This is a genomic window from Pseudomonas sp. Fl5BN2, assembly GCF_009908205.1.
Taxonomy (GTDB): domain Bacteria; phylum Pseudomonadota; class Gammaproteobacteria; order Pseudomonadales; family Pseudomonadaceae; genus Aquipseudomonas.
The window spans coordinates 13,901-34,313 of the sequence record NZ_JAAARL010000020.1 but is presented as its reverse complement, the minus strand read 5'-3'; the positions used below and the strand labels follow the sequence as shown (position 1 = coordinate 34,313).

The window sequence follows — 20,413 nt, the reverse complement described above, 5'->3', positions numbered from 1 at the left end:
TTTGCCGGGAGATTTATCCCGTCAAGGCAATGCACGATGGAGTAGGGTTGTGGTCGAACCGATGAACCCAAGTGATTGAAAGGACATAGCCATGCTGGATTGGAAGAATCGCGCAGGCAGCGCGCCGGAGCGTGCTGCCGAACCCAAGTCGGCGACACGCAGCTATTTCGGTGGCCTGCTGTTCAGTCGCGCCCTGCTCACCTTGTTGGGCCTGTACCTATTGGTTACCGGCGCCTTGGGTTGGTACTGGAGTCAGGAGCCGGCGCTGTTCCCGGTCCAGCAAAACGCGCAGATTGCCGCCGAGAAAGAAGGGCGGCAGATGGTGGTGGGCTACACCACCGTGGAAACCCTCAAGACTGTGGCCAGTACCCTGCTCGATAAGCCGGGGGGCTATATCTCCAACGACCGCTTCCCGCCGGGCCTGTGGCTGGACAACATGCCAAGCTGGGAATACGGCGTGCTGGTCCAGGTCCGCGACTTGACCCGCGCCCTGCGCAAGGACTTCGCACGGTCCCAATCGCAGTCCGCCGAAGACGCCGATCTGGCCAAGGCCGAGCCGCGTTTCAACTTCGACAACAAGAGCTGGATACTGCCGTCCAGTGAGTCGGAGTATCAGGAAGGCATCAACTCCCTGAGCCGCTATCAGGCACGCCTGTCCGATCCTAATCAGAAGACCGCGCAATTCTATGCCCGTGCCGACAACCTCAATAACTGGCTGGGTGATGTGGGCACGCGCCTGGGCTCGCTGTCCCAGCGCTTGTCGGCCAGTGTCGGCCGGGTCAAGCTCAATACGGCGCTGAAAACCGAAGTGCTCGCCCCGGGGCAGGCCCCGCAGATGGATGAGGAACTCGAGGAAACCCCGTGGTTGCAGATCGATAACGTGTTCTACGAAGCCCGTGGCCAGGCCTGGGCGCTGTCGCATCTGCTGCGAGCGATTGAAGTGGACTTCGCCGACGTACTGGCGAAGAAAAACGCCACGGTCAGCGTGCGGCAGATCATCCGTGAGCTGGAGGCGTCCCAGGAGCCGGTCTGGAGCCCGATGATCCTCAATGGCAGCGGTTTCGGCATCCTGGCCAACCACTCGCTGGTCATGGCCAACTACATCTCCCGGGCCAACGCGGCGGTCATCGACTTGCGTCAACTGCTCAATCAAGGCTGATCCATGGTCGCAACCACCAATGAGGCGGCTCATCGCGCCGCCTCCGACGCTGAACAGATTGCCTGGGTCGATGGCGAAGACCAGTTGCTGGGTGCCATGGTCCGCTCGGAGCTGCGCGAGCGCGGCCTGATTGGCCGTGGCACCTACATCATGTTGTTCAATTCCGCCGGTGAGCTCTGCGTGCACCGGCGTACGCTGAGCAAGGCCATCTACCCGGGCTACTGGGATGTTGCCGCTGGCGGCATGGTCCAGGCCACCGAGAGCTACGCTGAGTCGGCCGCCCGGGAACTGGAAGAAGAGCTGGGAGTGAGCGGGGTCGAATTAACCGCCCATGATCACTTCTTCTTCGAGGACACCGGCAACCGCCTCTGGTGCTCGGCGTTCTCTGCAGTGTGGGACGGTCCGCTGCGCCTGCAGCCGGAAGAGGTCCTTGAAGCGCACTTTATTCCGCTGGATCAGGTGCTGCGGGAAATCCACGAAAAGCCCTATTGCCCGGACTCCCTGGCCGCCTTGCAACGCTATCTGGCTCGACGTCGTTAAAGTTGCATAAATTGACGCCGATTGGCTCTTAGCAAGTCGGCTTTTTGCCGTTACACTGCGCGACTTTTCAAGCTGAGCTGGCACTGCTTTTTATAAGCACCGCCGGTTCAGTAGCGCTGCCCCTGCCTGAGTGGGGCTTCGCGGTCGATGGCAGCGCCATATGCTTCGACCAGTCTTTGTCCTCCCAAGAGGATTGCCGGTGGCCAAAAAAGCCGCATCCTTCGCCGCCCTTGGTGGCCTGGTGTTTTCCACCGACGCAGGTCGACATTGCCCGGACTGTAGCCAGCCGGTGACCGCCTGCATCTGCAAACAAACCGTGATTCCAGCCGGCGACGGCATTGCTCGCGTGCGTCGCGAAAGCAAGGGCCGTGGCGGCAAGACGGTGACCACCGTCACCGGCGTGCCCCTGGCCGAAGACGCTCTCAAGGACTTGGCCACGACGTTGAAAAAACGTTGTGGCACTGGTGGCGCCTTGAAGGACGGCGTCATTGAAATCCAGGGCGACCACGTCGAGCTACTCTTGGCGGAACTGATCAAGCACGGTTTCAAGGCGAAGAAGTCCGGCGGCTAGCAGCCTCTGTGAAAACCACCTCTGACTGGATGCGGTCTTGATGAACTCAGGACTCCAGTGTCGTCTGCATGGTTTTCACAGAGCCTGTTCATGAACGGTTTCTAAACTCAGCCCTGCGAGCGCGGTCTATTGCGCTTGCAGGCTAATCGTCATTTTCATTCTTTAGACTGCGCCAGCCCTGGATTGGGGGCGGCGCTCTATGACTTCTTTATAGGGGACTTCGATGTCCGTACGACGCACACGTAAAGACGATGGCAGCCAATGGACAGTTGCGGACAGCCGCAGTGTTTACGGGATTCGCCATTGGGGGGCCGGGTATTTCGCGATCAATGACGCCGGTCGCGTCGAAGTTCGTCCGAACGGCCCGAGCAGCTTGCCCATCGATCTGTTCGAACAAGTCGAGGAGCTGCGCAAGAGCGGCTTGTCCCTGCCATTGCTGGTGCGTTTCCCGGACATTCTCCAGGACCGCGTGCGCCAGCTGACCGGCGCCTTCGACGCCAACATCGAGCGCCTGGAATACCAGAGCAAGTACACCGCGCTGTACCCGATCAAGGTCAACCAGCAGGAAGCGGTGATCGAGAACATCATTGCCACCCAGAACGTTTCCATCGGCCTGGAAGCCGGCTCCAAGCCGGAACTGCTGGCGGTCCTGGCCCTGGCGCCCAAGGGCGGCACCATCGTCTGCAACGGCTACAAGGATCGCGAGTTCATTCGTCTGGCGCTGATGGGCCAGAAGCTCGGCCACAACGTGTTCATCGTCATCGAGAAAGAGTCCGAGGTGGGCCTGGTGATCGAAGAGGCCGCGGCGCTCAAGGTCAAGCCACAGGTCGGCCTGCGGGTGCGCCTGTCGTCCCTGGCCTCAAGCAAGTGGGCCGATACGGGTGGTGAAAAATCCAAGTTCGGCTTGTCGGCGGCGCAGTTGCTGTCGGTGGTGGAGCGCTTCCGCGCTGCCGGCCTGGACCAGGGCATCCGCCTGCTGCACTTCCACATGGGTTCGCAGATCGCCAACCTGGCGGACTACCAGCATGGCTTCAAGGAAGCAATCCGTTACTACGGCGAGCTGCGCAACCTTGGCCTGCCGGTGGATCACATCGACGTCGGTGGCGGCCTTGGCGTGGACTACGACGGTACCCACTCGCGCAACGCCAGCTCGATCAACTACGACATGGATGACTACGCCGGTGTGGTGGTGGGCATGCTCAAGGAATTCTGCGACGCGCAGAGCCTGCCGCACCCGCATATCTTCTCCGAGAGCGGCCGCTCCCTGACCGCCCACCACGCCATGCTGGTGGTCCAGGTGACCGACGTCGAGAAGCACAACGACGACGTGCCACAGATCGAGAACAAGACCGAATTGCCGGAAACCGTGCAATGGCTGGTGGACCTGCTGGGTCCGACCGACATCGAGATGGTCACCGAAACCTACTGGCGCGCCACTCACTACATGAGCGACGTGGCCTCGCAGTACGCCGATGGCAAGCTGACCCTGGCCGAGAAAGCCCTGGCCGAGCAATGCTACTTCGCAGTCTGCCGCCGCCTGCACAACTCGCTGAAGGCCCGTCAGCGTTCCCACCGCCAGGTGCTGGACGAACTCAATGACAAGCTGGCGGACAAGTACATCTGCAACTTCTCGGTGTTCCAGAGCCTGCCGGATACTTGGGCCATCGGCCAGGTTCTGCCGATCCTGCCGTTGCACCGCCTCGACGAAGAGCCGCTGCGCCGCGCCGTGCTGCAAGACCTGACCTGCGACTCCGATGGCAAGATCAAGCAGTACGTCGACGAGCAGAGCATCGAGACCAGCCTGCCAGTACATGGCCTCAACGAAGGCGAGGACTACCTGCTGGGGATCTTCCTGGTGGGCGCCTACCAGGAAATCCTCGGTGATATGCACAACCTGTTTGGTGACACCGATTCGGTGAACATCTACCAGCGCGCCAACGGCAGCGTGTACCACGCCGGGATCGAGACCCACGACACCATCGAAGACATGCTGCGCTACGTGCACTTGTCGCCGGAGGAGTTGATGACTCATTACCGCGACAAGGTGGCCAGTGCCAAGATCACTACCGCCGAGCGTACCCAGTTCCTCGACGCCTTGCGTCTGGGCCTGACCCGCTCGTCCTACCTGTCGTCCTGAGGGGCCGGGCATCCCCGGTGATGCCCGTCCCGCCCCCGCACAAAGCCGCGCCCTCCGATGGAGGGCGCGTTTTTTTTTGCGCGGCTTCCAGGTTTGCCACAGAAGATGGGGCTCCGTCCCATTTGCAGCTAGCCTGCGAAGAGGCGTCCATGGTGGGCGCAACGAGGCTTGCTGATGCTCAATACATCCAAGGGCGCCTGGCGTCTGTTGTTCAGCACCCTGGTGCTCAGCCTGCTGGCGGCCTGTTCGCCGCTCAAGGTGCTCAATTCCCTGACACCCGGCAGTACCTTTATCAAGACTCGGGACATTGCCTACGGCAGCGATCCCCGGCAGAAGCTGGATGTCTATCAGCCCCGGCAGGCGGTTCCCGGTGCGCCGGTGGTGGTGTTCTTTTATGGCGGCAGTTGGAACAGCGGCTCGCGCAGCGACTACGACTTTGTCGGCGAGGCCCTGGCCTCTCGGGGCATGGTGGCGGTCCTGGCGGACTACCGGCTGTATCCGCAGGTGCGCTACCCGGCCTTTCTCGAAGACGCGGCCCGCGCCGTGGCCTGGACCCATGAGCATATCGGCGAATTTGGCGCCGACCCGCGGCGGCTGTATCTGATGGGGCACAGTTCCGGCGCCTACAACGTGGCCATGCTCGCCCTGGACTCGCGCTTGCTGGGGCAAGTCGGGCTGACGCCGCAGATCATCAAGGGCTGGATCGGCCTTGCCGGGCCCTATGACTTTCTGCCGATCCGCAACCCCGAGGTGCGCCCGGTGTTTTTCTACCCCGACTCGCCGCCGGACTCGCAGCCCATCAACCATGTCAGCCGGGGCGCGCCACCGGCACTGTTGATCGCGTCCAGCGAAGACTCCCTGGTCAACCCGCAGCGCAATACCGGCGGTCTGGCCTGTAAGCTGCGAGCGGCGGGAGTGCCGGTGCAGGAGTTCTACTTCTCCCGCACTGGCCACGCCACTCTGGTGGCGGCCTTGTCCCGGCCCTTGCGCGGCCTGGCTCCGGTACTGGATCGGGTCAGCGGCTTTGTCGAGTCGACGCCGAATCAGTGAGCCGGGGAACACCCGTGTGCACCGCGTTGCGGCTGTCGGTTACCACGCCTAGGCATCCTGTGCCTGGAATTCGCTCAGGTTCAACAGCTCGAAGTACAGGTCTTCGCTCCATTCCAGGCCCAGCGGGTATTGGGTCGCGTCGTTGTAGGTGCTGTCGTAGTCGTCGTCCAGGTGGAGTCCGAAGAGGGCGTCCAAGGGCGGCGCCGATTTTTGCGTGGCCGCTCTTCTGAGCACTTGCCCTGCTTGCACGAGGTCGCTGGGCAGGGCATCGACGGTCCTGCCGATGTAGCGGCATCTGGCGATTTCCTGCTCCACGGAGTCTTTCAGTGCCGCTTCCCCGGAGACGAGCATGGAGTCGAGTTCGATCGTTTCCAGCAGCAGATAACGGTCACGATGTGCTTCGAGGAAGGCGATGCTTTCGTCCAGGGCGGCGAGAAGTTCGGCTACTGTCGCAGTCTGTGCCGGCGACGCCGCTGGGGCTGTCTCCTGCTTTGCTGAGAAGAGCTGTTTTAGGCGTCCCAGGAAGGTGCCCTTGTGTTGCACGGCGCTAGCCTGGGGTTCGATTGAGGGGGGCAGGGATACAGCCGTCCGGATAATGTCCGCGAAGCGCCGCACTCGTTCAAAGCCGGGATCGAAGGGGCTGCTGATCGCATAGACTCTGCTCTTGTGTTCAGGCTCGTCTTCCTCGAATCCGTCCGCTATCAGCGAGGCACACAGCTGCGGGTCGCCAGACAACAGCAGACGGTAGATGAAGGGGACGTAGTACGGCCATTCAGACAGTCCGCAAATGCTCTCGGGACGGTCCTCATAGGTCGTGGGTCGATTGCTCAGGCTGTAGAGATAGGAGCGGTTGGCCATAGTCAGGATTACCTCGAAGGCAGCTGCGAGATTTCAGTATGAAGTTGAGTGCGGCGACAGCTGTTTGACCGGTTGTTCTGCTCTGCGAAAGAACCATTGGCAAGTTCCCGCCAAGGCGCGGGCGAGTACAACACCCAGGCCAGTGACAGGCAACCTCGTCGATTTCGCTGCAGTGGGGCGGCGAACAGATTTCGACTGGCCTGTCATGTCGCTCGGCCAGGATTCATTGGCTTATGGGGGGCTTCAGTGAGTCCCGGCAAACCAGCCGTCGCGTCGCTCCAGGTGCCAGGCGAAGGCTGCCAGGGTCAGGCTGCGCAGGAGCATGAACAGCAGAAAGGTCAGCCACAGGCCGTGGTTGCCGAAGCCTTGCAGTGCCCAGGCGAAGGGCAGCAGCAGGAGCACGGTGAGGAGCATGCCGTTGCGCATTTCCCGAGCTCGGGTGGCGCCGATGAACAGACCGTCCAGCAGGTAGCTCCAGACCGCGATCAAGGGCAGCACGGCGAGGTAGGGCAGGTAGGTGAAGGCGGTCTGGCGGACCTCGGGAATGTTGGTCTGCATTTCGATGAACAGGTGGCCTCCCAGCAGGAACAGCACGGCAAACCCCAGGCTGGCCAGCAGCGACCAGCCGCCGGCCACCACCAGTGAGCGGCGCAGGGCGGGGCGATCATGGGCGCCGATGGCGTGGCCACACAGGGCCTCTACCGCGTGGGCCAGCCCGTCCAGGGCGTGGGCGGTGAGCAGCAGGCCATTGAGCAGCAGGGCGTTGGCCGCCACCGTGGCATCGCCGAGTCGTGCGCCTTGCACGGTGATCAGGAAAAACACCGATTGCAGGGCCAGGCTGCGGATGAAAATGTCCCGGTTCACCGCCAGTAGCGGGCGCCAGCTCTGCCAGCGGCGCAGCGTCGCCCAGACGATCTGCCCCGGGTAGGCCCGCAGGGCCGGGCGGGTCATGGCCAGGCCGATCAGCGCGCCGGTCCATTCGGCGATCACTGAGGCCCGGGCCGAACCCACCACGCCCCAGTCCAGCCCGAGGACAAACCACAGGTTCAGAGCGATGTTCACCAGATTGGTGCTGAGCAGGATGGTCAGCGGCGCCCGGGCGTTCTGGGTGCCAAGGAACCAGCCCACCAGGGCAAAACTGGCCAGGGCAGCGGGCAGGCCCAGCAGGCGGGTGTGGAAAAACGCCCGGGTCATCTGATCCAGCTCCGCCGAGGGTTGCATCAGCTGCAAGGCCGCGCCGCTCAGCGGCACGCCTATGGCTCCCAGCAACAGCGCCAGGCCCAGCGCCAGCAGCAAGCCTTGAAGCAGAATCTGCCGCAAGGCCGCGCCGTCACCACGGCCGGCGGCCTGGGCAGCAAACCCGGTGGAGCCCATGCGCAAGAAACCCATGGCCCAGGCCAGAAAGGTGTAGAGACTGGCGCCGACGGCCACCGCGCCCAACTGATGGGCATGGGGCAGGTGACCGATCACCGTGCTGTCCACCAGGGCCACCAGGGGCACGGAAATATTCGACAGGATCATCGGCGCGGCCAGGGCCCAGACGCGACGATGGGTGGGGCGATGACGCCAATCGGTGATCAGGGGGGACATGCGGGCTCCTTGCGAGAGCCGGCATTGTAGCCTCGGCGCCGGGACGCGCCGAGGTTTAAAGCGGCCGGCGCAGCAACCGCATGAACTTAGTGGATGATCCAGCTCAGGAGCCAGAGGCCGAGCACCAGCCAGATGATCCCGATGATGATCGAGGCGCGCATGAAGGCGCGGATCGCCGAGTAGAGGCACATCAGGCCGATGATCAAGGTGAGGATGCTGATGATCGAGGTGTCCATGCCCAGGGCGCGGGACAGTCCGTCGACAAAGTTGCCACCGGCGTGGGTCAGGGTATTGAACAACCCGCTGAGCAGGTCGACGATAAACCGGATGACCGAACCTATGGCCTGGCCAAGCCATTCGAAGAAGCTTTCTACCTGCATGTGTGCGTCCTGATGAAAGAAGGGCTTGGTGCCTGAGCTCAACCTTGGGCCATGGAGGCCTGGGGTGAGTTCCCTGTTAAGCATAGAAGCTGGCAGGGGCTGCATATCTTGTAGGAGCCGGCTTGCTGGTGAAAGTGCTCTTGCGTCCCACGCCCATCCCCCGGAAGCTATACGCCTTCAGGAGACCCCGATGAACCTAGACCAACTGACCCAACGCCTGCACGCCATTCGCGATCGCAACGACTGGCGGCAATTTCACAGCCCGAAGAACCTGGCCATGGCCGCCAGCGTCGAGATGGCGGAGCTGGTGGAAATCTTCCAGTGGCTGACCGAGGACCAGTCCCGGCAATTGCCGGCGGACAAGCTGGCCCACGCCGGGCAAGAAGTGGGCGACATTGTCCTCTACTTGCTGTTGCTGTGCAGCGAGCTGGGGTTGGACCTGGACCAGGTGGTGAGCAGCAAACTGGCGGACAGTGAACGGCGGTTCTGCTCATGAGTGATCGGCATTTCGACCAGTTGGCGACCCGTTTCGCCGAGAAGATCTATGGCGGGGCCAAGGGCGCGATCCGTCTGGCGGTGCTGCAGGCCGATCTCAAGGAAAGCCTGCCCGAGCGGCCGCTGCGGGTGCTGGACATTGGCGCTGGCCTTGGGCACATGTCCTTGTGGCTGGCACAGCACGGGCATCAGGTGACGCTGGCCGAGCCGGCGCAGCCGATGCTCGAAGGCGCCCGCCAGCGCTTTGTCGAGGCCGGGCAGCAGGCAACCTTCATCCAGGCACCCTGGCAAGAACTGCTGGGGCAACTGACCCAGCCTTATGACCTGGTGCTCTGCCACGCGGTGCTGGAATGGCTGGCCGAGCCTCATGCGATCCTACCGGTGTTGCACCAGTTGACCGCCGCCGATGGCTGGCTGTCCCTGGCGTTCTACAACCGCGATGCGCTGATTTATCGCAACCTGCTCAAGGGCCATTTCCGCAAGATGCGCAAGAACGACATGGCCGGCGAAAAGCAGAGCCTGACTCCGCAACAACCGCTTGATCCTCGTGAACTGGCGGCGCAACTTGAGGGCTTGTGGCGAGTCGAAACCCAGAGCGGGGTGCGGGTTTTTCACGATTACATGCCGGTGGAGTTCCAGGCTCGTGCCGAGCTGACGGATCTGCTGGAGATGGAATTGGCTCACCGACGACACCCAAGTTTTGCCGGGCTTGGGCGTTATCTGCATTGGCTGTGCCGGCCGGTCTAACGGAGTGCGCAATGAAACGCCGCCTGGGTCTGATCCTTTTGTGTTCCGGGCTTGCCGCCTGTCAGGGCAGCAACCCTTATGTCGCCAGTTCCAACCCGTTGCCGCCGGCTCCGCCGCAAGCAGCGAATACCTTTGACCGCAGCGCCTACCCGGCGCCACAGCGTGACTATGGGCGCTACCGCAGCTGGGCCTGGCTCAACGGTCGCTTGCCCAACGGTTCGGCCTGGGCCGACTCGGCACAGATTGCCGAAGCGGTCAGCGGCGCGCTGGATCAACGTGGCTTACGGCCCTTGCATGACAATCGGCCGGCGGATTTGTGGGTCAGCGCCGACCTGCATCTGGAGAAGCGCTTGCGCCAGGTCCAGGACGACTACGGTTATGGCGGCTACGGCGGCTATAACCGCTACGGGCCGGGCTACGGCATGTACGGCAGCACACCGGTGGTGCGCACCTATGAGGTAGAAGTGGTGGTGGTCCGGGTCAATCTATATGACGGCGCCAACGGCCAGCCCGTATGGAGTGCGAGCGCCGAAACCAGCAGTCGGGGCAGCCTGAGTGAACGAGCCGATTCGCTACGCGAAGCGGTGCAAAAGGCCATGGCGGCCTATCCTCCCAGTTAGTCGGTCGCCGGCTCCCCGGTTTTTGTCTTCACGCGGAGAAACAGCATGTTCCATCGAATCGCGTTACTGGTGTGTGCCGCCTTGCTCAGTGCTTGCGCCGCCGACCAGGTCAACCATGACTTCGACGCCAGCCGGGACTTTGGCGCCTACCACAGTTGGGGCTGGAAAGAACCGGCCCTGCAATATCGCCCTGACGATCCCCGGATCAAGAGCGACCTGACCGAGCAGCGCATCCGTCAGGCGGTGGCCGAGCAACTGGACCAGCGCGGCCTGCGTCCGGCCCAGGGCGCTGCCCGGGCCGACTTGAATGTGCAGGCATACCTGATCGTCGAGGACCGCCAGCAGCAAGTCACCACCAATTATGGCGGCGGCTGGGGTGGCCCATGGAATGGCTACTGGGGCGGACCGGTGTACAACGAAACCCGTAACATCAGTTACAAGGTGGCGACCATCCAGATCGACTTGCTGGATGGCAAGGACGGCAAGCTGGTATGGCGCGGCAGTGACGAACAAATGCTCAGCAGCTCGCCCAATCCCGCCGATCGCAGCGCGGCGGTACGGACCACGGTGATGCGCATCCTGCAGAACTATCCGCCCCGCTGAGTTCACTCGCCGTTTCGCTGCATCGATTCCCGGGAGTGCCATGAGGTGCTGGCGGTGACTTTACCTGCCACCAGTCAATGGAGCTGGCAGCCTGCCAGCGTGCCTTCCGGGCTTTGACTACACTGCTTTCATCCTTGGAGATAGCGCTCGGCTGCGAGCCGGTAAAGGAGTGCCTCGATGTCTCCCATGAAGCGGTTTTCCGGCCCGGTCCACCAGCGCGGAGCCATCGGCCTGATGGCGGCGATGACCCTGGGCCTGGCGTTGTTGTTCATGTTGCTGGTGGTGGACAGCGGTCGCCTCTACATGGAGCAGCGCAGGCTGCAGCGGGTGGCGGACAACGCCGCGCTGGAAGCGGTCAGTCGTGGTGGCAATTGCCAGAGCGGCCTGACTGCCGCCACTTATGCCGGGCAGAATGCGACGCGCAATGGCTTTGCTGTGGCTACCGGCAGCAGCCTGACCACCGATTGCGGTTCCCTGACCACCGGGGCCAACGGCTTGCGCACTTTCAATGTCGACGCCACGCAATCCGCTGCCGTGCGGGTGATTGTCTCCAATACCGTGCCCATCAGTGTGGCCTCAGGAATTGCCGGGCTGTTTTCTCCGGGGCCGATCAATCTCACCACCCCGCTGAGCGCCACGGCCGTTGCCGCAGCACCGACCCCGACAGTGGCGCAATTGAGTATTCAAAGCACTCTGCTCACGGTCAGCACCGCGCAGTCGAGCATTCTCAACCCGCTGGTGGGCGGGATGCTGGGAGGCAGCCTGAACCTGAGCGCTGTGGGTTGGAACGGCTTGCTCAACACCAATATCAACCTGCTGAGCTACCTCAATCAGCTGGCAATCAACCTTGGCGTGGCGGCCGGTAACTACACCCAACTGCTCAATACCACCACCAGCGTGACGCAACTGGTCCAGGCGGCGATCACCGTGGTCCAGGCCAATGGCGCCACCGCCGATGTGTTGACTGCCCTGGGCAACCTGCAGATCGCCGCGATCAATGCGGCGCCGCTGAGACTGGGGGATATCCTGCAACTGCAGACTGGCCTGCCGAGCTCTGCATTGAATGCCAACCTGCAACTGTTCCAACTGCTGCAGGCAATGATCCAGTTGTCCAACAGCAACAGTGCGGTAGCGGCGACCTTGCCGATCACCGTGCTGGGGCTGGCCAATATCACGGTGCAGACCAAAGTCATCGAGCCGCCACAGTTGTCGGCCATTGGCGACCCCGCCCTGGCCAAGGCCAATCCCACCGGAGCTAACCGCATTTATGTGCGCACTGCGCAGGTGCGCACCCTGGTACGGATCAATTTGCCGGTCCTGTCGGCGGTGTCGGGGCTGTCGACGGCGGTCAGCAATCTGGTGGCGCCGCTAACCCCGGTATTGAACAGCCTGCTGAGCTTGAACCTGGTGGCGACCCTGGGGTCGGCATTGTGCCTGCTGGGCGCCGGGTGTGAGCAACTGTATCCGGCACTCGCATCGTCCTCGGAAATCGACCTGAGCCTGGATGCTGGTGGGGCGATCGCTTATGTCACCGACTACAGCTGCCCGGTGAACAATAGCGGGACCAAGAGTCTCACCGCTCACACCATCACCTCGATAGCCGATTTGAAGGTGGGCCAGATCGACCCCACCAATGCCTTCTCCTCATCCGCCGAGCCCACGGTAAACCCTCTGCCTCTGGTGGACCTGGGCATCCGTACTTGTTATCAGTTCCTGATCCTGCCGGGTCACTGTGATCCAGTGGTGCACTACGCGGGAGGAGGAATTGCGGTGATGGTCAACACCAGCGTGGCGCAGAATACCCAGGATCTGGTGTTCTCCAGCACGGTCTCACCGTACCCGGTGCCGCCCAACGTCAACCAGACCCCGAGCTATCAGACGGCGGCGCCCACCAGCAACATTGTCTCCAGCCTGGCGAGCACCCTGGCGGGGATCAACCTGATCGTCTACAAACCGGTCAGCAACAACCCGCTCGGGGCGATTGTCACTGGGCTAGCCTCGGCCATTAGCGGGGTCAGCAGCCTGCTCACACCGGTGATCACCGGCCTCCTGAGTCCGGTGCTGGATCCGTTGCTGAATAACCTGCTGTCCGGCCTTGGGATCAACCTGATGGATGTGGAGGTGGGTGCCAACTTGACCTGTGGACAGACCGGCAAGGCTTACCTGGTGATCTGATCTGCCGGGGCAATCGGTAGCTCGATGCAGAAGCGTGCGCCGTCCTGACCGTTGCTGACACTCAGGCGCCCACCCATGTTCTCGACGATGCCGTAGCTCACTGACAGGCCCAGCCCGGTACCGACACCCACCGGCTTGGTGGTGAAGAAAGGTTCGAAGATCCGCTCCAACAGTCGTGGATCGATGCCGCCGCCATTGTCCTCGACCCACAGGCGCACACTGTGTTCGTCGCGTTGGCCGTAGACGGAAATCCAGGGTTTGAAATCACTGTGTTTTTCCCGTTGGGCCAGCAGGGCGTCCCGGGCATTCACCAGCAGGTTGATCAGCACTTGCTCCAACTGGTCGACAAACCCCATGACCTGGACTTCGAAGCCCATTTCGCTGATGCGTAGCTCAAGCCCCTTGCCTCGCATGCCCTCGGCCAGCAGCGAGAGGGTGCCATCGATGGCCTGAGCCGGATTGAACGGCTGTTGCTCCACCTCCGAACGCCGGCCGAATACCCGCATGTGATCCACCACTCGGGCGGCCCTTTGGACCTGGGTATCGATGCGCTTGAGCTTGTCAGTGAGGTAGTCGATCTGGATGTCGCCGTTGTCCAGGCGCTTGAGTACGTTGACGATGGCCATGCGCATCACGTTCAGTGGCTGGTTGATTTCATGGGCGAGACCGGTGGCCATTTCGCCGAGAGTGGCCATCTTCGCGCTTTGTGTGAGCTGCTGTTGGGAGCGCCGGACTTCAGTGTTGTCACGGCCAACGGCCTGGATCTCCTGGAGTCGCCCCTGGTCATCGAACACCCCGCGATCCGACCAGACCCACCAGGCATGTTCACGTCCCGGTAGTTGCAGGTTTATTTCAGCGGTGCTGACCGGAAACTCCGGGCTCAGCAGGCTGATTCGCCGCTCGAAGCCTTCGCGCTGTTCGGCGGACAGCCAGTTCCCGAGGTTGCTCCCTGGCAGATCCTCGGCGGAGCATTCCAGGTACGCGGCCAAGGGCCGGTTGCCGAAGGTCAGGGTCAGGTCTGGGCGGTAGCGGCAGATCATGGCCGGAGAATCCTCCACCAGGATTCGGTAGCGCTCTTCGCTTTGGCGCACCTGCTCGGTGGCCAGGGTGGCTTCAGTGACATCCAGCCACAGGCCGACGGCTTCCACCGGCAGGCCCAGGTCATCGCGCAGCAGTTTGGCTTCGTCCAGAACCCAGTGGTAATCACCATCACGATCCCGCAGTCGATAGCGGCTGTGGACACTGCCTTCGCGCAGCAGCTGGCGGCAACGCTGGAAGTACAGGTCTCGATCCTCGGGATGGACCCAGTCCACCAGCCTGCCGTCTGTACAGTCCTCCAGGTTCCAGCCCAGTAAAGGTTGCAGGCTGGCGCTGAAAAAGCTCGGCTGCAAGGCGCCTTCGAGGTAGCGCTGGACGTAGATCACCGCCGGTGAACTGGCGATCAGGTTGTCCAGGCGGGCGTGGGCCGCTGCCGCCTGTTGCTGCTGGTTCTTGATATCGCTGATGTCCAGCATGAAGCCCACCAGTCGTTGGTTTTCACCCTGGCCCAGGGCTTGCCCCTGCAAGCGGTACCAGCGCGCGGGCATTGTTGGGTCTGGGGTGTGCAGGCGTACGCAGAGCAGCAGGGGCTTGCCCAGTTGTAACGCCTGCAGGCGGCTGCCGAGCTCATCCCGATCGGCGGGGTGAATCAGTTCCAGCCAGGCCTGGACAGGTAGCCGCATGCTGTTCTCGGGCAACTGCAGGCTGGTAGCCAGCTGGCTGGCCAACAGGACTTCGCTGGTGCCCGGGCAAAGTTCCCACCAACCGGCGCCCAGCAGTCCTTGCAGGGCCTCCAGGCGTTCCAGGTGCAGGTGGTGACGATGCTCGCGCAGGCGGCTGAGCAGCGGTCCGGCCAGGGCTGCAGTGAGCATCAGCCAGTCGCGATCCAGCAGGTTCGGTGCGTGCTGCTGCACGGTATAACCACCGCACAGGAGCCAGGCGGCGACGCCGTGATCATCCCGATAGGGCACCAGGAAACCTTCGCGGTGAGCGAAGATGCCTTGCAGGCGCGGGTGTTCGTTCAGGCCCTGGACCTGGTTCAGGCGCAGCGGTGTATTGCCGTTCAGGCTATCAAGGCCGGTACCCAGTACCTGGCCGTCCTGCCAAAGCCGTGGGGCGTCGTGGGCGGTGTAGCAACTGTGAATGACCCAGCCCTGTTCCTGCTCGTCCAGCAGGGCCAGGCCCAGGCAGGGGATGTGCCAGTACCGGGCCAGGTCGGCCAGTTGTTCGTGCAGGACATCCGCCAGGCGCGTCAGGTTGCACAGACGCAGTTGCTCGCTGATCTGTGCGGCGAAGACTTGGCACTGTTCACGGCTCAGGGCCTGTTGGCGTTGCTGGATCAGGTCGCCGATGTCCAACAGTTGCAGGTGCCATTCCTGACTCCAGCGCTGGACCCAGCCCCGCAGGTGCAAGGTCTTGCGGCCGAGCCCGCGAAACTCCAGGTCCAGTACTTGCCCGCTCCAGTCGGCAGGCCGGCCTTCAAGGGCTTGAGTGCTGCCGGGAACGATATAGTCGTTCAGGTGGGCGGCTTCGATGCCGGGAGGCAATTGGGCCAGGGCATGTCGCAGCGGCCCGCTCATGCTCAGGACTCGACCCTGTTGATCCAGCACCAGCAGCAGGCCGATGGCCTGGGGTGGTACAGCGGCTTGGGGCTCGTCGATGGCCAGTGGCTGACGGCCCAGGAAACGCCCGAAGAGCTTGTCACCAGAGGTCAAAATTGCAGGCTCGAACTGACGGAAAGAGTGGTGGGAAGGTTGGGCACTGCACCGATCACCGGCAGTACCACCAGCGGCAGCACTTGAGTCAGCTTGCTGGTGGGGTAGTTCACCGAGACCGTCAACACGCCAGCGCTGTACACCGAGGTGTAGTCGGTGGCTGCGAAGTTGAAGGCTGGGGGAATCCACTGGGTCTGGCTCTGAACCACGCTGTTGGCGAGGTTCTGCACGGCACTGGCGTAGTTGGCGGTGTTGGGGTCAACCATCACCGCACGGCGAATCGCTTCGGCGGTGGCTTGATGAAAGGACTGCATCATCAGCAGCGGTACGCTATAGCTGACCAAGCCATAGAACACCGCGAAAAAAATCACGAAGACCGCAGCAAACTCGATTGCCGCAGCGCCTTTCTGCTTTCTAGGGAGGCCCGGTTTCATCAGTGCGTCTACCCTGACAACCACTATGTCCATTGAGCATAGGATCATTCCGGCGGAAAGGACCGTTTTAGCCGATGCAATTCTTGGTTTTGTGGATCTGGTTGGCAATTTGCGCGCTGCAGGATCTGCGTCAGCGGCACATCGCCAATGCTTTGACCCTGGGCGCCGCGCTATTGGCGACCCTGTACCTGTTGTGGACCGGCAACACTTGGCTGGGGGCCAGTGCCGCGCAAGGTGGCTGGGCGCTGCTGCTGGCCTTGCTGCTGACCCTGCCTGGATATGCCACGGGAAGGATGGGGGCAGGGGATGTGAAGCTGATGGCGGCCCTGGGGCTGGCCTCCGATACCCAGTACTTGCTGGGGGCTTTTATCGGCGCCGGACTCTGCAGTTTCCTGTGCTTGCTGATTGCCCCCAGGGTTTGGCCGCAGCAGGAACAAGGACTTCAATCTCCCGAAGCAGAACCTGTGGCGCGGCTGTCAAAAAAATACCCATTTGCCCCCTTCGTCCTGGCTGGAATGGTCTTAACTGTGACCTTGATCCACTAGTCGCCAGGCCGATTAATGCTATGTACATAGTCGGAAAGTAGGTCTAGGTTTTAAGGTGTGGCTGCCCGGATCATGCCTGGCAGGACAGGAGTGGTCAGTCAGCGATTGGCCCGCACGGAGTCGCACGTGAACAAGCTCACCTCACAGATGAAAGTGCTCGTGGTCGATGATCAGCCGCTGATTGTCGAAGAACTTTGCGAATTTCTTGAAAGCAGTGGCTACCGTTGTGTTCCTTGTGAATCCAGCCGCGAGGCTGTGGAGTGCTTCAACAAGGACCCGGAAATCTCCCTGGTGCTCTGCGACCTGCACATGCCCGGTCTGGACGGCATCCAACTGGTGCAGGAACTGCAACGGATTGCCGGCAAACAGCGAGTGTTCGAAGCCATCATGCTCACCGGGCAGGCCGACAAGCAGGATGTGATCAAGGCACTGCGCGCCGGAATCGCCGACTACTATCAAAAACCCATCGACCTGGACGAGCTTCTTGAAGGCTTGCAACGCCAGGAAGTGGTCTTGCAAGAGCGCCAGAAGAACCTGCACCTGGGACACCTGAACCAGAAGCTGCAGTTTCTCTCGGAGTCCATCGACGACCTGTATCAGGACCTGGACAAGGTCCGGCGTACACCGTCCACCAGCCACGGTGAAGGCGCCGGGGGCGAAAATGCCAGCGACGCGGACAGCATTGAGATACCGGCCATCTTCAATCAGCTTTCACCACGGCAGTTGGATGTGGCGCGGCTGGTGGGCAAGGGCCAGACCAACTACCAGATCGCCTGCGAGTTGGGGATCACCGAAAACACCGTCAAGCTCTACGTGTCCCAGGTACTGCGGTTGACCCACATGCACAACCGCACACAGCTTGCCTTGGCCCTGTCTCCGAGCAATTCGGGGTTGCGCCAGCGGGTCACGGCGCACTGATACTGACCTACAGGCACCGGCGGTGATGGTGACCGCCGGCTGCAGCTATCGATCATTTGGTTTCCACTTTGCCTCCGGCGTTCGGGTCATACAGATCCGGAATCTCGTATTTGTACTTTTTCAACCAGCGTTGCAACGCCAGCTCGCGCTCGGTGGGCGTTACCGTCTGCGGTTGTGGCGAGGCTGCCAGGTTGCGGTTCTGCAACAGCAGCCAACCTTCGGTTTCCTGCTGCTGGGGCGAAGACGGTCCGGCGTCGATAGCCATTGCGGCCAGGGGCATCGCCAGCAGGGCAGTGCAACAGAACATGGGCAGTTTCATCATCAGCGCTCCTTGGCGGGTGCGACAGCAGGCTGCACGGTGGCGGACCCGGTGGCCACCTGAGTCACCCGGGCAGCGGTTTTCGATGGCGTCTTGAGTTCCTCGGCACGAGCCTGCGCCTGAGCGAATTGCTGTGGGCTCAGGTTGGCCTGGCTGACCACTGCCGCCGCCTGCTTCCAGTTGTCCTGGTAGAGCAGCAGGGTCACCAGGTTGATGGCGGCCAGGGGTTCGGATTGCTTGAGCTCGATGGCGGTGAGGAACTCGAAGCGGGCATCTTCGATGCGCAACTGGTTGAGGTAGACGACCCCCAGGTCATTGCGGATTTTTTCATTGGTCGGTGCCAGGCGTGCTGCCCGTTGCAGGTGGGCCTGGGCCTGACCGTTGTCACCCTGGGCCGCCGCCAGTTGGCCAAGGCCGTGTTCGCCCTCGGCCGCGAGGCATGAACCCAGCAGGCTGCGGTACAGCGGTTCAGCCTCACTGCGCCCCAGTAGCCGGTAGACCCGGGCCTTGCGCACCCGCACCTCGGCGAGGTTGTCCGGCAAGTTCTGCAGATTGGCCAGGCTGGCGTGCAGCTTGCCGTCGCTGGCCATTTCATCGGCGAGGTTCACCGCCAGTTCCTGCTCGGAGCTGAGTTTGGCGCAGCTGGTGGAGTTGGTCAGGGCCGCCCACTGCACCTGGCCGTTGCTGGTGCATCCAGCGAGCAGCAACAGGCTTGCTGCGGCAATCAGTACTTTCATCAGGTTCCCTCTAGGAAGCAAAGGCCCGGGCGATGGCAGTGAAGCCCGGCCCGGCGAGGACAATCAACAAGGCGGGGAAGAGAAACAGCATCATCACCACCGACATTTTTGCCGACATTTTCGAAATGTATTCCTGCAGGCGGGTCAGGCGCCGGTCGTCGAGCAATTGCTTGAGGGCCTGCAGCGACTTCATCGCACCGCCGCCCTGCAGGATCAGTTGCTGGAGAATCACGCAGGTGTCGGTGAACTCGTCTACCGCTAGCAGGGTGGCGGTCTGGTTGAGTTCCTGACCCAGCTCCAGGCCCGAGTCGACCCGTGCCAGGATCAGGCGCAGCTCGTGGGTCAGCTCTGGCATAAGCTTCCGGGCTTCGTTGCCAAGAACGCGCAAGGCCTGTTCCACGGCCATCCCCGACTCGAACAGAATGCGCAGCAAGGGAATGAAGGTGGAGATCTCCAGGGCGATATGCTTCTGCCGGCGTTGAGCTGCGTAGGCCAGGACCCGCTTGGGCAAAAGGTAGCCGACCCCGGTCGAGAGCATCGGGAACAGCCATTTGTTCTCAGCGTGGGGATAGATCACTTCCTGGATGAAGATCGTCAGGCAGATCACCACCAGCGGAGTGGCGATCTGCAAGGCAGCGAACAGCGAGCGTTGGTTGGCACGGCGCCAGCCAAGGCGGTTGAGGAGGACCTTGGTCTCGCTGTCCATGCTGACCGCCCGCTGGCCGAAACGGCTGTCGCCGAGTTGACGCAGCCAGTGGCCCAGGCGGTTGTCGTGGGTCATGTTGCCTTGCAGCCGCTGGGCAATCTGGCGCTCGCGTCGGCGCTGCTCCAGCATGCCGTTGCCGAGCAGCAGCAAGGCCCCGAGAAACAGCAGTGCGGCGGCCAGTAGAAGCATATTCAAATACTCCTCAACATGCGCCAAAGGGCGATGCAACCAAAGACCTGAAGGCACACGGCGGTGATCAGCATCTTCTGCCCGGCGGGGTCTTGCCACATACCGAGCATGTAGCCTGGGTTGGTGAGCATGAAGTAACTCACCAGAATCAGCGGCAAGAGTCCCAGGACCCAAGCGGTCATGCGGGTTTCCCCAGTCATCGCGCTCAATTGCCGGGCCCCTTGCTCGCGCTCGCGAATCAGCTTGATCAGGTTTTCCAGCAATTCGCTGGCGTTGCCGCCGTAGCGGTGATTGACCTTCAGGCCGAGGGCGAACATGCGTAACTCGTCCTGCTCGTAGAATTCGGCAAAGTCACTGACCGCGTCCGGCAGGTTGACCCCCAGTTGCACGTTGCGCTGGACCCTGCCCATGGCTTTTTTCAGCGGATCGTTGCTGGCCTCGATGGCGCCCAGCACCGCGTCCGCCAGGGTGCGTCCGGACTTGAGGCTGCGCACGCTGTGGTCCAGCAGGGGCGGCAGTTGCTCGATCATGCGCTTGAGCCGGTGCTGAAACAGCCATGCGATGTACATCCGCAGGAGCAACGGTGGGATGAGGAGGCAGCTCAGCAGGCCGAACCAGTCCTCCAGCAAGTAGCCCAGCAGCATGAGGACCACCCAGACCGCCAGCCACAGGCCCAGGCGCTCACTGGGCTGGCCCAGGCCGGCGCGGGCAAAGGCGCGCTCCAGGCCGCTCCATGAGTTGCGTGGTGGGGGCTGGTCGGGTTGCCCAGCGGCCAGTCGATTGAGCACTCGCTCGCGTTCGGTCTTGCGTACGCCGTGGTAGAACAGCCAGCCGGAAAGTCCTAGTAGCAGCAGGCAGATCAATGTGAGCAGCAGACCGATCATGGG

21 protein-coding genes are annotated in these 20,413 nt (G+C 62.3%); 12 read left to right on the top strand and 9 right to left on the bottom strand.

Annotated elements, in window-relative coordinates; all coding sequences use genetic code 11:
• Positions 1-91 precede the first annotated feature (91 nt).
• The 5 genes from GV819_RS24980 to GV819_RS24960 all read left to right on the top strand — a co-directional run bounded on the left by GV819_RS24980 (position 92) and on the right by GV819_RS24960 (position 5,457).
• A complete protein-coding gene (locus GV819_RS24980) occupies positions 92-1,159 on the top strand; it encodes a DUF2333 family protein (RefSeq protein WP_161758718.1) in 1,068 nt (355 codons plus the stop codon).
• Between the two features lie 3 nt (positions 1,160-1,162).
• Positions 1,163-1,699, top strand: a complete 537-nt coding sequence (locus GV819_RS24975; RefSeq protein ID WP_161758717.1) for an NUDIX hydrolase — start codon at positions 1,163-1,165, stop codon at positions 1,697-1,699.
• Between the two features lie 199 nt (positions 1,700-1,898).
• A complete protein-coding gene (locus GV819_RS24970; RefSeq protein WP_161758716.1) occupies positions 1,899-2,270 on the top strand; it encodes a translation initiation factor Sui1 in 372 nt (123 codons plus the stop codon).
• A gap of 223 nt (positions 2,271-2,493) precedes the next feature.
• Positions 2,494-4,407: an arginine decarboxylase gene (gene speA / locus GV819_RS24965; protein ID WP_161758715.1), complete on the top strand. Its 1,914-nt coding sequence runs from the start codon at positions 2,494-2,496 to the stop codon at positions 4,405-4,407.
• Positions 4,408-4,581: 174 nt separating this feature from the next.
• Positions 4,582-5,457, top strand: coding sequence for an alpha/beta hydrolase (locus GV819_RS24960; RefSeq protein ID WP_161758714.1), 876 nt, complete (start codon positions 4,582-4,584; stop codon positions 5,455-5,457).
• A gap of 48 nt (positions 5,458-5,505) precedes the next feature.
• Here GV819_RS24960 and GV819_RS24955 read toward each other — a convergent pair whose 3' ends face one another.
• The 3 genes from GV819_RS24955 to GV819_RS24945 all read right to left on the bottom strand — a co-directional run bounded on the left by GV819_RS24955 (position 5,506) and on the right by GV819_RS24945 (position 8,285).
• Positions 5,506-6,315: a DUF7822 domain-containing protein gene (locus GV819_RS24955; protein WP_161758713.1), complete on the bottom strand. Its 810-nt coding sequence runs from the start codon at positions 6,313-6,315 to the stop codon at positions 5,506-5,508.
• Positions 6,316-6,558: 243 nt separating this feature from the next.
• Positions 6,559-7,905: an MATE family efflux transporter gene (locus GV819_RS24950; RefSeq protein WP_161758712.1), complete on the bottom strand. Its 1,347-nt coding sequence runs from the start codon at positions 7,903-7,905 to the stop codon at positions 6,559-6,561.
• 86 nt (positions 7,906-7,991) lie between these two features.
• A complete protein-coding gene (locus tag GV819_RS24945; RefSeq protein WP_161758711.1) occupies positions 7,992-8,285 on the bottom strand; it encodes a hypothetical protein in 294 nt (97 codons plus the stop codon).
• 190 nt (positions 8,286-8,475) lie between these two features.
• Between GV819_RS24945 and GV819_RS24940 the strand changes: the two genes are divergently transcribed.
• The 5 genes from GV819_RS24940 (at position 8,476) to GV819_RS24920 (ending at position 12,925) form a co-directional block, all read left to right on the top strand.
• Entirely contained in the window at positions 8,476-8,781 is a 306-nt protein-coding gene (locus GV819_RS24940; protein WP_161758710.1) for a MazG-like family protein, read from the top strand.
• The gene (locus GV819_RS24935) at positions 8,778-9,527 is read left to right on the top strand and encodes a methyltransferase domain-containing protein (RefSeq protein WP_161758709.1); all 750 of its coding nucleotides are present in this window, start codon (positions 8,778-8,780) and stop codon (positions 9,525-9,527) included. Before GV819_RS24940 ends, GV819_RS24935 begins: the two co-directional genes overlap by 4 nt.
• 11 nt (positions 9,528-9,538) lie before the next feature.
• Positions 9,539-10,147, top strand: a complete 609-nt coding sequence (locus tag GV819_RS24930) for a DUF4136 domain-containing protein (protein WP_161758708.1) — start codon at positions 9,539-9,541, stop codon at positions 10,145-10,147.
• Between the two features lie 45 nt (positions 10,148-10,192).
• Positions 10,193-10,750, top strand: coding sequence for a DUF4136 domain-containing protein (locus tag GV819_RS24925; RefSeq protein ID WP_161758707.1), 558 nt, complete (start codon positions 10,193-10,195; stop codon positions 10,748-10,750).
• 177 nt (positions 10,751-10,927) lie between these two features.
• A complete protein-coding gene (locus tag GV819_RS24920; RefSeq protein WP_161758706.1) occupies positions 10,928-12,925 on the top strand; it encodes a pilus assembly protein TadG-related protein in 1,998 nt (665 codons plus the stop codon).
• Here GV819_RS24920 and GV819_RS24915 read toward each other — a convergent pair.
• Together GV819_RS24915 and GV819_RS24910 are read right to left on the bottom strand one after the other, a co-directional pair.
• A complete protein-coding gene (locus GV819_RS24915) occupies positions 12,910-15,678 on the bottom strand; it encodes a PAS domain-containing sensor histidine kinase (protein ID WP_161758705.1) in 2,769 nt (922 codons plus the stop codon). The genes GV819_RS24920 and GV819_RS24915 overlap by 16 nt on opposite strands.
• Positions 15,675-16,112: a TadE/TadG family type IV pilus assembly protein gene (locus GV819_RS24910; RefSeq protein ID WP_161758704.1), complete on the bottom strand. Its 438-nt coding sequence runs from the start codon at positions 16,110-16,112 to the stop codon at positions 15,675-15,677. The genes GV819_RS24915 and GV819_RS24910 overlap by 4 nt, the downstream gene beginning before the upstream one ends.
• A gap of 74 nt (positions 16,113-16,186) precedes the next feature.
• Between GV819_RS24910 and GV819_RS24905 the strand changes: the two genes are divergently transcribed.
• Both GV819_RS24905 and GV819_RS24900 read left to right on the top strand, forming a co-directional pair.
• The gene (locus GV819_RS24905) at positions 16,187-16,657 is read left to right on the top strand and encodes a prepilin peptidase (RefSeq protein ID WP_161758703.1); all 471 of its coding nucleotides are present in this window, start codon (positions 16,187-16,189) and stop codon (positions 16,655-16,657) included.
• Positions 16,658-16,783: 126 nt separating this feature from the next.
• Entirely contained in the window at positions 16,784-17,575 is a 792-nt protein-coding gene (locus tag GV819_RS24900) for a response regulator (RefSeq protein WP_161758702.1), read from the top strand.
• Between the two features lie 52 nt (positions 17,576-17,627).
• Here GV819_RS24900 and GV819_RS24895 read toward each other — a convergent pair whose 3' ends face one another.
• The 4 genes from GV819_RS24895 to GV819_RS24880 are packed head-to-tail and all read right to left on the bottom strand — an operon-like array spanning position 17,628 to position 20,410.
• On the bottom strand, positions 17,628-17,897 hold the full coding sequence (locus GV819_RS24895) for a DUF3613 domain-containing protein (protein ID WP_161758701.1): 270 nt from the start codon (positions 17,895-17,897) through the stop codon (positions 17,628-17,630).
• Positions 17,897-18,631, bottom strand: a complete 735-nt coding sequence (locus tag GV819_RS24890) for a tetratricopeptide repeat protein (RefSeq protein ID WP_161758700.1) — start codon at positions 18,629-18,631, stop codon at positions 17,897-17,899. Before GV819_RS24890 ends, GV819_RS24895 begins: the two co-directional genes overlap by 1 nt.
• A 10-nt stretch (positions 18,632-18,641) precedes the next feature.
• The gene (locus GV819_RS24885) at positions 18,642-19,526 is read right to left on the bottom strand and encodes a type II secretion system F family protein (protein WP_161758699.1); all 885 of its coding nucleotides are present in this window, start codon (positions 19,524-19,526) and stop codon (positions 18,642-18,644) included.
• Positions 19,527-19,528: 2 nt separating this feature from the next.
• Positions 19,529-20,410 carry a type II secretion system F family protein gene (locus tag GV819_RS24880; protein ID WP_161758698.1) on the bottom strand — a complete coding sequence of 294 codons (882 nt, stop codon included), beginning with the start codon at positions 20,408-20,410 and terminating at the stop codon, positions 19,529-19,531.
• Positions 20,411-20,413 lie beyond the last annotated feature (3 nt).

Bases quoted from the DNA above. Each gene is read 5' to 3' on its own strand.
- GV819_RS24980 (WP_161758718.1), top strand. From the start codon at position 92: ATGCTGGATTGGAAGAATCGCGCAGGCAGCGCGCCGGAGCGTGCTGCC.
- GV819_RS24975 (WP_161758717.1), top strand. From the start codon at position 1,163: ATGGTCGCAACCACCAATGAGGCGGCTCATCGCGCCGCCTCCGACGCT.
- speA (WP_161758715.1), top strand. From the start codon at position 2,494: ATGTCCGTACGACGCACACGTAAAGACGATGGCAGCCAATGGACAGTT.
- GV819_RS24960 (WP_161758714.1), top strand. From the start codon at position 4,582: ATGCTCAATACATCCAAGGGCGCCTGGCGTCTGTTGTTCAGCACCCTG.
- GV819_RS24955 (WP_161758713.1), bottom strand. From the start codon at position 6,315: ATGGCCAACCGCTCCTATCTCTACAGCCTGAGCAATCGACCCACGACC.
- GV819_RS24950 (WP_161758712.1), bottom strand. From the start codon at position 7,905: ATGTCCCCCCTGATCACCGATTGGCGTCATCGCCCCACCCATCGTCGC.
- GV819_RS24945 (WP_161758711.1), bottom strand. From the start codon at position 8,285: ATGCAGGTAGAAAGCTTCTTCGAATGGCTTGGCCAGGCCATAGGTTCG.
- GV819_RS24940 (WP_161758710.1), top strand. From the start codon at position 8,476: ATGAACCTAGACCAACTGACCCAACGCCTGCACGCCATTCGCGATCGC.
- GV819_RS24935 (WP_161758709.1), top strand. From the start codon at position 8,778: ATGAGTGATCGGCATTTCGACCAGTTGGCGACCCGTTTCGCCGAGAAG.
- GV819_RS24930 (WP_161758708.1), top strand. From the start codon at position 9,539: ATGAAACGCCGCCTGGGTCTGATCCTTTTGTGTTCCGGGCTTGCCGCC.
- GV819_RS24925 (WP_161758707.1), top strand. From the start codon at position 10,193: ATGTTCCATCGAATCGCGTTACTGGTGTGTGCCGCCTTGCTCAGTGCT.
- GV819_RS24920 (WP_161758706.1), top strand. From the start codon at position 10,928: ATGTCTCCCATGAAGCGGTTTTCCGGCCCGGTCCACCAGCGCGGAGCC.
- GV819_RS24910 (WP_161758704.1), bottom strand. From the start codon at position 16,112: ATGAAACCGGGCCTCCCTAGAAAGCAGAAAGGCGCTGCGGCAATCGAG.
- GV819_RS24905 (WP_161758703.1), top strand. From the start codon at position 16,187: ATGCAATTCTTGGTTTTGTGGATCTGGTTGGCAATTTGCGCGCTGCAG.
- GV819_RS24895 (WP_161758701.1), bottom strand. From the start codon at position 17,897: ATGATGAAACTGCCCATGTTCTGTTGCACTGCCCTGCTGGCGATGCCC.
- GV819_RS24890 (WP_161758700.1), bottom strand. From the start codon at position 18,631: ATGAAAGTACTGATTGCCGCAGCAAGCCTGTTGCTGCTCGCTGGATGC.
- GV819_RS24885 (WP_161758699.1), bottom strand. From the start codon at position 19,526: ATGCTTCTACTGGCCGCCGCACTGCTGTTTCTCGGGGCCTTGCTGCTG.
- GV819_RS24880 (WP_161758698.1), bottom strand. From the start codon at position 20,410: ATGATCGGTCTGCTGCTCACATTGATCTGCCTGCTGCTACTAGGACTT.